Here is a 1,799-nt window from a genome sequence, read left to right on the forward strand (position 1 = left end):
TCATAGCGAGTCGGTGTGTGTACCACGAGGTGAGCCAATACGTATCGCGCCCCCAGAGCATAGCCCAAAACCGATGGTGTTTACCGCCACGGTACGTTCGCTGTCGGGGTCAAAGACTAATCCTCATGTCGATACGCAAGGGCAATATGCCACGCAAGTACATTTTGATAGTCAGGTGACCGAGTCGGTAAAGCGCCTCACACAATATGCCTGTCGCGGTCAAAAGCAGCCGACAGGATTACACTTTCCACTGCTGCCAGACAGTAATGTGCTCATCGGTTGTATGAACAACGACCCAGACCAAAGTTACTTGTTAGGCTTTGCCCTTAACGACACCCAACCATCCGTTGTTACTAGCGCCAATAACACCCAAAACGTGCTCTGCTCTCGCGGCCAAAACCTATTGATGTTTGATGACACCCCAAATACCCCGCATGTTGTGTTGCAAACCCTAGCGGGCAACCAGCACTTGGTGTTACATGGGGATAAAAAGCGGCCTTACATTCACTGGCTTGCGCAACTTGGCGCGATGAATATTTTTGCGGCCAAAGATATACAACTTGGCAGTGTTAAAAGCGCAATTCGACTACTCACCAATAAAACCTTTATTGCCAGCGCCAAACAACAACTGGCACTGGAGAGTAAAAAGTCAGTCATTGCCGATGCAGCAACCAACCTAGACGTCACCGCCAATCAAATTGACGTCAGCGCCACACAAAATATCACCCTTAAGGCGGGTCGCAGCCATCGCAGTGTTATCCAAAGTGATATAAAGCTCAAGGCAGACAACAACCTCACCATCACCGCCCCAGCGGGAAGTCAAATCATCCAAAGCCAAGGCAATATCACGATTAAAGGCAGTGGCTCCGGCAACCTCACCCTTGCCAATGGCGGCAGTGAAATCAGTATTGACTCAAGTGGTAACGTCAACATCTTTGCAGACAAGTTACTGACCTTAAAAGGCAAAGCCATGACTGTGTTTGACGGCAGCATGGAGCAAGATATTGGCAGCAAACAAAGCGCCACTATGCCGAGTGCACCGCAAATTCAAGCCCTCTCTGAGAATGCTCGACTCTCACTTGCCGCCGATGGCATTGCCACCATGGCGAGCAGTACCATTGAGTTGTCTTATACCTATCAAGATGGTAGCCCAATTATGGGTGCGCCTTATACCATTCGATTTGCAAACGGCACAGCGCTGACCGGTAACTTAGATGACAGCGGTAAAGCAAAAATTGAGAATGCCCCGCCCGGTCAATACACCGTGCAATATGGTGAGGATAAACGCAATTACCTGCCAGAAGATAATCGCCCTAAAAACCCACTGTATGGACAAATCACCCCAGCGCAAGCGGCTGAAATGGTACGCAGCGGCAATACCGCACCACTGATAGAAGCCAATGGCATTGCAACCCAAGCAGGTGATTGGTTATGGGGCACACTGCAAGGCGACTTTAATCAAAACCCCTCTACGTCACAAATCGTGGTAGGCACCTTGATTTCCATGATACCGATTATCGACCAAGTCATGGATTTACGAGATATCACCGCCAATGTCATGTTACTGACCGACGATGATGAAGCCAACGACACCGACGCTTGGCTTGCCTTTACCCTAACGGGTATTGGTTTAGTGCCAGTAGTGGGCTCAGCAGTCAAAGGCGTGGGCAAGGTTATCTTAAAAAATACTGGAGAATCCCTCTCGGCTGCGCTTGCCGTACTACGCAAGCTCGGCAAAGGCGACCCAGTTAAATACCTAAGAGACATCAACTGGCAAGACCTAGGAAAACAATCCGCCA

General features: G+C 49.6%; 1 pseudogene. It reads left to right on the plus strand.

The annotated features are described in order from the left end of the window. Window positions 1-1,799, plus strand: a pseudogene (locus MHN30_RS23685) (hypothetical protein); the annotation flags it as partial.

Origin of the sequence: Pseudoalteromonas sp. OF7H-1 (genome assembly GCF_022347825.1) — a bacterium.
In the GTDB taxonomy this organism is placed as follows: domain Bacteria; phylum Pseudomonadota; class Gammaproteobacteria; order Enterobacterales; family Alteromonadaceae; genus Pseudoalteromonas; species Pseudoalteromonas maricaloris.